This is a genomic window from Candidatus Protofrankia californiensis, assembly GCF_900634765.1.
GTDB classification, from domain to species: domain Bacteria; phylum Actinomycetota; class Actinomycetes; order Frankiales; family Frankiaceae; genus Protofrankia; species Protofrankia californiensis.
The window spans coordinates 28,150-28,876 of the sequence record NZ_CAAAFT010000095.1 but is presented as its reverse complement, the minus strand read 5'-3'; the positions used below and the strand labels follow the sequence as shown (position 1 = coordinate 28,876).

General features: G+C 67.4%; 1 protein-coding gene. It reads right to left on the bottom strand.

What is annotated here, in order from left to right; translation table 11 throughout:
• Positions 1-300, bottom strand: a 300-nt coding sequence (locus DD1DGNOD_RS05745) for an OB-fold nucleic acid binding domain-containing protein (protein ID WP_241255486.1), incomplete at its 3' end; no start/stop codon positions are given.
• Between the last annotated feature and the right edge of the window lie 427 nt (positions 301-727).

Here is a 727-nt window from a genome sequence, read left to right as displayed (position 1 = left end):
GGAGAGGACCGTCACCGTGCAGTCGTGCAGTTCGACCTCTCCGGTGGCCAGGTTGGGGTTCGTCGTCCCCTCGGGCCGGGCCGCCACCGTTGCGGTGACGACGACGACGTACTCGGACCGGACGTCCACGGATCCGTCCACCACGCACTGCACCTGGCCGGAGTGGTCCCGCAGGTCGACGAACATCAGCGACTGGCCGTGCTGGCGGCGGCGAGCCACCCAGCCGCATACCGTAACCGTCTCACCGATGTGCTCCGTGCGCAGCGCACCGCACAGGTGTGACCGCATCGCCGTCTTCATCGACCGTTCCGCCCGTTCGCTGTAGTTCCTGAGCACGCCCGTATCACGGCGCCTGTACCGCGACCGACCTTACCGGCCACCGCCACCACGACCGAACGAACGTTCACGCGCACCACACGCCACCGTCACGGACCCGCCCGCGGCCGAGCCGGACCGGCCGCGGGCCCGCCGACAGCCGTCCATCCAAGCTATCGGGCACGTCTCCACGATCAGGATCCCAGCGACCAGCCACCCACGTGTCGAGCGTCCAATTCACCACGATCCATGCGACCAGATGTCCATGCAGTGTGCGTCCAGATGCCCACAGGACCTGCGTCCAACCGTCCACGAACCACGCGACCAACTGACCACGATCATGGCGGCGAAGTGACCATGATGCTGGTGTGAACGAGCCCAGCTGACGGGAGCGCAGCTAACGGGAGCGCAG